The 7777-nt window shown below is 67.9% G+C and carries 5 protein-coding genes; 2 read left to right on the plus strand and 3 right to left on the minus strand.

Features of this window, described 5'->3' with window-relative positions:
* Positions 1-385: 385 nt before the first annotated feature.
* Together NBG84_RS34850 and NBG84_RS34855 are read right to left on the minus strand one after the other, a co-directional pair.
* A complete protein-coding gene (locus NBG84_RS34850) occupies positions 386-1603 on the minus strand; it encodes an acyl-CoA dehydrogenase family protein (protein ID WP_250923697.1) in 1218 nt (405 codons plus the stop codon).
* A gap of 12 nt (positions 1604-1615) precedes the next feature.
* Entirely contained in the window at positions 1616-3244 is a 1629-nt protein-coding gene (locus NBG84_RS34855; RefSeq protein WP_250923698.1) for an acyl-CoA synthetase, read from the minus strand.
* A 127-nt stretch (positions 3245-3371) separates the two neighbouring features.
* On the opposite strand from NBG84_RS34855, the gene NBG84_RS34860 reads away from it, so the two are divergent.
* Entirely contained in the window at positions 3372-3986 is a 615-nt protein-coding gene (locus NBG84_RS34860; protein ID WP_250923699.1) for a TetR/AcrR family transcriptional regulator, read from the plus strand.
* Here NBG84_RS34860 and NBG84_RS34865 read toward each other — a convergent pair.
* Entirely contained in the window at positions 3938-5113 is a 1176-nt protein-coding gene (locus NBG84_RS34865) for a CaiB/BaiF CoA transferase family protein (RefSeq protein WP_250923700.1), read from the minus strand. The genes NBG84_RS34860 and NBG84_RS34865 overlap by 49 nt on opposite strands.
* Positions 5114-5378: 265 nt before the next feature.
* Here NBG84_RS34865 and NBG84_RS34870 point away from each other — a divergent pair, with 265 nt between their 5' ends.
* Positions 5379-6743 (plus strand): MFS transporter, encoded by a 1365-nt coding sequence (locus NBG84_RS34870; RefSeq protein WP_250923701.1) that lies wholly within the window; start codon positions 5379-5381, stop codon positions 6741-6743.
* Positions 6744-7777 lie beyond the last annotated feature (1034 nt).

Below are 7777 nucleotides of genomic sequence, written 5' to 3' on the forward strand. Positions count from 1 at the left end.
GACGGGTGGCACCGCCCCGACAGCGAAGGGCACTCACGGGGAAGGCCGAGGCTGGCAGTTCACATCAGTCCTCTCCCTCTCCCTCTCCCTTTCCCGTTCGGTGAGGAGCTGCGGTGGCTTCTCCGATATCCGGTTCGGGTCGTGATACCACCAGATGGAGACATGGGCCCTGGGGCGGGAGTCGCGGAACGAGTCCTCGTGCCTCTCGGCACCCTGCGCGCGGAAGGCACGGAAGGCCGCTGGAGTGCCCAGGGGAGGGGCGGGCCGGCTCGGGTCGCTGTACTACGCGGGCCGCGGGCACCGCTCAGTGCCCCGGTACGGATGCCACACGTCTCGCACCGGTGGGCGCGGCGGGCAGCCTCGCAGCGGCACCATGGCGCCGTCGTCACACAGGCGACGTGCGGCGTCCTGGATGGGCTGACGCCGTGTTCGACAGCAGGGTTCTGGCGATTCCGTTCTTCTGGATCTCCGACGATCCGGTCAGTACCCGGAACATGCGCAGTCGCCTGAAGAGCCATTCGATCTCCGAGCCCCGGGTCAGGCCCGCCTTGCCGTGGATCTGTACTGCCTCGTCCGCGATACGGAAGGCGTTCTCGGCCACGAAGAGCTTGCACATAAATGCTTCGGTGCGTACCTCGGCCCCGTGATCGAGGGCGGTGAGGGCGTCGTAGGTCATGCTCCGGGCCGCGTAGTAAGCGGTCGCCATGTCGGCCAGTTTGTGCTGGATGGACTGTAGTTGGCTCAGCGGTGCGCCATTGACCTGCCTCGTTGTGGCGAAGTCCAGGGTCAGTTCGATGGCTCGGCGAGCCTGACCGAGGATGGTCGGGCAGTGCAGCAGGCGGTTGACGGTGACGCGGCCGAGACCGATGCGCAGGCCGTCACCCACCTTCCCGAGAAGCTGTTCCGGGCCGACGTAGCAGTCGTCGAGGACGATGTCGCTCTCCATGTGCTGCCCGGACATCGGTACTTCACCGTCCTCGACGGTGCATCCGGCCGCGTCGAGGTCGACGAGGAAGGCGGAGTACGACTCCTCCTCTGTGCCGCCCATCCGGGCGATGAGCACCGAGAAGTCGGCGAACGGCCCGGCGGAGCTGAAGACCTTGTGGCCTGTCAGCCGCCAGCCGTCGCCGTCCGGTACGGCGGTGGTGCGCAGGGCCCGGACGTCGGAACCGGCGTTCTCCTCGGTGAGGGAGAAGCAGCAGGCGCGCTCACCGCGGATTACGGGCAGGAGGTACTTCTCCAGTTGGTAGGGGGTGGCGTGTTCGAGTATGGGTCCGGCGCGCAGCGGGCCGCCCATGTCGCCGAGTACGGAGGTGGCCAGCACCCGGTTGGAAGCGCCCACCTCTTCCTTGAGGGCGGCGAGTTCGGTGTATGTCAGGCCCTGGCCGCCGTGCTCGGGGGGGAGATGGACACCGTAGAAGCCGAGTTCCCGGCTGCGCCGCCAGACGGGTTCGAGCATGGCGCGGGTGAGGCGGGATTCCTGCTGGATTCCCAGCTCTGACTCATATGCGGCGAGTTCGCCGTGGAGGTAGTGCCGGAGGCGGTCGGTGAGGTTCTGGATCCGGGGGTTGTCCGGGTGCGTGGGGGTCAGGGTGAAGGGCATATCGGCCTCGGTTCAGTTGACGTGACGGGCGGCGTCGGCCCAGTAGGGTGCGCGGACGGCTCGGCGGTCGAGTTTTCCGTTGCGGTTGACGGGCAGGTGCTCGGCGAAGTCGACCGAGCGGGGTTTCTTCATCCGGGCCAGCCGCCCCGCGCAGAACTCGATGAGTTCGTCGGTCGTGACGTCGCTGCCCGGTCTGCGTACCACCACTGCTTTGACGGCCTCGCCCCAGTGTTCGTCCGGGACGCCCACCACGCAGGTCTCCAGCACGGCCGGGTGCTCGTAGAGGGCGGCTTCCACTTCGCTGCAGTAGATGTTGAAACCGCCGGAGATGATCATGTCCTTGATGCGGTCGACGATGAAGAGGTAGCCGTCGTGGCGGAGATAGCCGATGTCTCCGGTGTGCACCCAGCCGTTGCGGAAGGTCTCGGCGGACAGTTCGGGTTCGTTCCAGTACTCGCGGGCGCAGTCCGGTCCGCGGGCCACCACTTCGCCGCTGACACCGGCGGGCTGGGGCACGCCGTTCTCGTCGACGACCCTGACCTCGGTGTCGAACCATGCCCGGCCGCAGGACATCAGCAGGTCCGGGTCGGACGTGACAGCGCGCTGCATGTCCTCGTGGGTCATGATGGTGATGCCGCTGGTGGTCTCGCCCTGTCCGTATCCCTGCATGACGACGGGCCCCAGGGTCGCCATGGCCTCGCGCAGACGTTGCGGTGGCACGGGAGCGCCGCCCACGCGTATGTGCCTCAGGGACGACAGGTCCCGGGTGGTGACGTCCGGGTGGGCCAGCACCATGGTGAGCATCGTCGGTACCAGGAACGCGCTGGTGATGCGCTCTGCCTCGACCGTTGCCAGGAAGGTGCCGGTGTCCCACTCGGGCAGGACGACGACCTTGGCGCCGCGTGCCAGGCAGGCGAGGACGGCCATCCCGGATGCATGGGTGATCGGGCCGGGCGCCAGGAAGCGCTCTTCACAGGACGGGGGGCCTTCGGGGGACATGATGCGCTTGCGCATGTTGGCCAGCCGGTTCCCGTGGGTCTGGACCGCGGCCTTGAGCTTGCCGGTCGAGCCCGAGGTGAAGTTGAGGACGGCCGGATCGTCCTCCGACACTTCCACGGCGATGGGTGCGGTCGAGCCCTCAGCGAGCAGGTCCTGGTAGCCGCTCGTCGAGGCGGTGCGCTCAGCTGTCGCGGTGCCCAGGGGGTGGTGCCCTCGGGCGGTGGCCTGATCCGTGCCGTGGTGATCCGCTCGGCCCTCGTAGTCGACGACGGCGCAGTCCAGTCCACCGCGCTCGATCGCCTTGAGCACCGAGCCGGCGTGGGCGGTGTCGACGAAGACCATGCGGACGTCCGCGTCGGTGAGGATGTGCGCCACTTCCTCCGCGCCGAGGCGGGCGTTGATCGGCACCCGCAGGAGTCCGCTTTTGTAGAGGGCCATCTCGGTTTCGACCAGCTCACCGCAATTGCCCGCGAAGGTGGCCACGGCGTCGCCGGGTGCCAGCCCCCTTCCCAGGAGTGCCGAGGCCAGGCGGTTCGTCGAATCCTCCAACTCGCGGTAGCTCCACCGTCGGTCGCCGCAGACCAGCGCCTCCAGATCGGGCCAGTACATGCTGCTGCGACTCAGATAACCGCCCAGGTTCATCAAGGAACTCCCCACAGAAATCATACTCAAAGAACAATTCAATACATCGTGTTCAGTAACGGCCGCTCTGTCAATGGCTGGTAATATCGCCAGGTCTCAGCGCGTTAACAGGGAGGGGTCGGGTCACTTGGCCACGGAGGACCGCCGTACGCGGCGCACCAGGCGGGCGCTGCGCGATGCGCTGGTGAGCCTGGTGATCGAGCACGGCTACGCGGGCGTCAAGGTCGAGGACATCACCGAGCACGCGGATCTGAGCCGCGCCACGTTCTACGGGTACTACACCGACAAGGACGACCTGCTCGACACCGTGGTGTCGGACCTGCTGGTCGCGCTGCGACGGGAGTTGCGACCGCTCTTTTCCGCTTCGTCGGAGGGTTTTACCGGCAAGCCGCTACTGAAGATCTTCCAGCACGCGCAGGAGGAGCGGGATCTGTACCGCCTCATCCTGCGCGGCGAGGGCGACGGACGGGCGCTGCGCCAGTTCACGGAGGTGTGCACGCGGGCGGGAGCGGAACTGTTCCGGGCCCGCGCCGAGCATCTGGGCATCGCACCGCGCCTGGATCCGGAGCTGCTGACGCAGGCCTGGGCCGGCGAGTGGATGGCGGTACTGGCCTGGTGGATCGAGGCCGACTCGCCCGCGCTCTCACCGGAACAGGCGACCGAGATGCTGCTCAGTCTGTCACTGCGGGGCCGCTACTGGGCCGCGGGATTCGACTCGGAGACCGCGCCCGGCTCCCCCTGAGACCCACCGAGCACCTCGTCGTTGTGCTCGCCCAGCCCGGGCGCCGGGTCGCGGAACGTCTCCATTCCCAGACCGAACCGCACGGGGAAGCGGACCTGCGGAGACGATGTCCCGGTAGCCGGGTCGGGTATGTCCGCGAACATGGCGCGCGCCTGGGTATGGGGGTCGCCCAGCAGCTGGGCGGCATCCGTGTACACCGGGCCCCAGGGGACGTTGAGCTCCGTGAGCCGCTTCTCCCACCAGGCGTAGTCGCGGGACGCGAACACGCCGACGAGCAGTTCTCCGACCTCCCGTTTGGCCGCGGTCCGGGCCGCCCTCCGGTCGTACGCGGTGGTGCCGAGCTGCGGGAACTCGTCCGACAGCGCGGTCCGGAAGGAGTGCCAGAATTTGTCCTCGAACGTGGCCAGCGACAGAACCCTTCCGTCCGCGGTCGTGAAACTGTCGTTGTCGCCCTGGACCGTGGTGCTGTCCGTGGCGTCGTCGAGATGGCGCAGCGGGAAGACATACGGAGCGCACCAGGCGGTGGCGGCCTCCGTGAGGGAGAGGTCGATGTGCTGCCCTTGGCCGGCGCGCTCCGCGCTTGCCAGGGCGACGGACAGGGCGAGTGCCGCGTACATCGATCCGATGAGGTCGCCCACGCGTACGCCGGGCCGCAGTACTTGTCCGTCGGGGCGGCTGGGGACCGCGAAGAACCCTGACTGCCCGAGGAAGTTGAGCTCATGGCCTGGCTTGTCCGCGTACGGTCCCGACTGGCCGTAGCCGGTGAGTGAGCACAGCACGATGCCCGGGTTGGCCCGGCTGAGGACCTCGTAGCCGACGCCGATCTTGTCGAGTACGCCGGGCCGGAAGCTCTCGACCACGGCGTCGGCCCCCTTCACCAGGCGCAGCAGGGCGCTTCGGTCCGCCGGGCTGCGTAGGTCGAGGGTGACGGAGCGCTTGTTGCGGTTGAGGTTCGAGAAGTGCTCGCGATGAGCGCGGGCAGGGTCGCCTCCGTCCGGGTCCTCGATCTTGATCACCTCTGCGCCCAGATCCGCGAGCAGCGAGGTCGCGAAGGGTCCCGGCAGTAGGCGGGAGAGATCGAGGATGCGTTTCCCGGCGAGGAAGGACCAGCTGTGAACGGTTGACACGGACTCGCTCCCCACTAAAACGTGATGTTTTATGTCGGACAGTCTGGACGAGAATCGACATCGTGTCTAGATTCGACCGCACCGCTCCTACCGCCGGTCGGTTCCCCTCACCTGCCGACCGGCTATTCACCTCCCGGGTCAACATGACCGACTCCCCCCGCGCAGAGACTGCTCAACCGCGGCGTATCCCTTGCCCCACTCGATGAGCGCCGCTCCACTTCTGGCCGTTCAGAGGCACTTCGTCCCGTAATGAGGGAGAACGTCAATGACTACCGATCAGCACGCCGATGCTGCGGCGACGCCTGCATCAGGCACCGACAGCACCGCGGTGAGACGCCGCGCGTGGATTGTCCTCGCCGTTCTCGTCTGCCTGATGTTCGTCAACTTCGCCGACAAGGTCGTCGTCGGCCTGTCCGGCGTCGAGATCAAGGAGGAACTGGGCATCGGCCCAGAGAAGTTCGGCGTCATCCAGAGCAGCTTCTTCTGGCTCTTCGCGGTCGGAGCCGTCCTCGGGGGCTGGCTCGGAGGCAAAGTCAAGGCGCGCTGGCTGCTGGCCGGTATCGCGACGGTGTGGGCGATCACGCTCGCCCCGATGGTCGGTCAAGTCGGCTTCACCACCCTCATCGTCTGCCGTGTGATCCTCGGCTTCGCCGAGGGACCCACCACCGCCCTGGTCATGCAAGTGGTCCACTCCTGGTTCCCGGCCCACAAGCGCGCCCTGCCCAGCTCGCTGATCTTCGCCGGGGCGGGACTCGGGCCGCTGGTCGCGGCCCCCGTCCTCACCTGGGTCATCACCACGTACTCCTGGCACATGGCATTCGCCGCGCTGGCGGGGCTCGGCGCACTTGTGGCCGTCCTGTGGCTGCTGATCGGGCGCGACGGTCCGGCCGAGGTCGCCGGGCAGGGAGGCGCGGGCCGGGCCGCCGATTCGCTGACGCTGCTGCCCGACCACGTACCACTGCGGAAACTGTTCGGCACCGGAACGGTCATCGGCATCATGGTGCTGTTCGTCGCCTCGCACGCCATCACCTCGACCAAGATCAGCTGGCTTCCTCTGTATCTGCGCGAGGGCCTCGGCTACGACGCGACCACCACAGGCCGCCTGGTCGCCCTGCCGTACCTGGGCGCGACCGTCGCCGTCGTGCTGACCGGGGTGGTCTCTCAGGTCATGACCAAGCGCGGCATGAGCAACCGGGCCACCCGGGGATGGCTCGCGGCCGGGCTGGTGCTGATCGGCGGATTCACCACCATCACCTTCTCGGTGCTCGACCGCGGCGCACCCCAGATGATCCTGATCGTGCTCAGCGCCTGTCTGAACGCCGCCGGATACGGCGTGGCCTACACCGGACTCGCCGACGTGGTCCCGCCCAAACAGCGCGGCGTGGTCACCGGCATCGTCATCGCGGTCCACAGCGTGGGCAGCCTGGCCGCACCGCTGGTCATGGGCGTGTTCGTCGGCGCTGGTGAGACAGCCGCAGCCGGTTACAGCGACGGCTTCCTCGCACTCGGCATCACCCTGGTCGTCGGAGCGGCCATCGCGATCACACTGATCAACCCCGAACGCGACGTCGCCAGACTCGCCGCGGACACCCGCCCCGGACAACCGGACCCGGAACCCGTCACCAAATGACACCCCCCAGCGGCAAACGCCCCCCGCGCCGGTAGACACCGCGCGTCAGACTCCGGGGCTCGGGATCGGCCGGGTGCCCGATGCGAAAGAGTGGCTGATGAGCCGCTCGCCGCGGATTCCGGCGAAGGGCAGGGCACGGATCGCGCTGTCCGTCATGGCCGGTGGGGATGACGCCCGCCGGGGCGGGCACGATCGCATCTCCTAGCCGGACAACCATGAAGCCACCACCACTCCGACCCGGGCCGGCCGGCCCGGACACGCGACCGATTTCCTGAAGCAGTGGCGCAGGGCCCCGCCCTCGAACGTCCACCGCACCTGCGTACGCGGCGGATGTGGGCAAGCCTGACCCGGCTTGCCCACATCCGCTTTTCCCCGGAGCGCCGGGGCGGTGCTCCTCAACGGGAGATCGGCTGGGCCCGGTGTGCGTGCGGCGGCCGCCGCCGTGTAGCCGGTGTAGGTGTGTAGCCGGGGTAGGTGTGTCAGCCCGACGTTCACGGTCGGCGCGACAGGCTCTTCTCCAGGTAATGCCTATGGTTGATAAAAGAATCTCAAGGATTTACTGATGTCGCTCTGCGACATAGCGTGCCACTGGACGGGTCACGGCGGCCGATTGGCCAGCTGCCGAACCTTCTGAGAGCTCCGGGCGCGGGGGAGGCCCTGAGGAAGACCGGGGCACGCCCCCCCGAGAGGGGACTGCGCGCGATCTGACGGACCGGACCCGCCACCTCAAACACCCCTGATTGTTCTGGCAGTTCCACGGGAGCCGCGGTGCCGAAGGTGTAGCCCGCTCCGGGCCCGTCGGCTGATCCCGATCCCGGCGACATCCTCCTGGTAGCCGCACCCCGGGCCGCCCGCGGAATAGATGCCGAGGCGTCTCCGCTTGCCGCGGCCGACTGATCTGGCCGTGGTTCACCCCGCCCTCTGAAGGAAGGCAACATCCCTGCTATGAAAGCCCTCAATCGCCTGCGCCCCCGTCGTTCCTGTCTGGCGGTGCCCGGCTCCAACCCGCGGTTCCTGGAGAAGGCCCAGGGGCT

The organism is Streptomyces albipurpureus, assembly GCF_023701525.1.
Lineage (GTDB): Bacteria > Actinomycetota > Actinomycetes > Streptomycetales > Streptomycetaceae > Streptomyces > Streptomyces albipurpureus.

What these genes read in the sequence shown, in the direction of transcription:
- NBG84_RS34850 (WP_250923697.1), bottom strand. Translation starts at nt 1,603, where the DNA reads ATGCCCTTCACCCTGACCCCCACGCACCCGGACAACCCCCGGATCCAG.
- NBG84_RS34855 (WP_250923698.1), bottom strand. Translation starts at nt 3,244, where the DNA reads ATGAACCTGGGCGGTTATCTGAGTCGCAGCAGCATGTACTGGCCCGAT.
- NBG84_RS34870 (WP_250923701.1), top strand. Translation starts at nt 5,379, where the DNA reads ATGACTACCGATCAGCACGCCGATGCTGCGGCGACGCCTGCATCAGGC.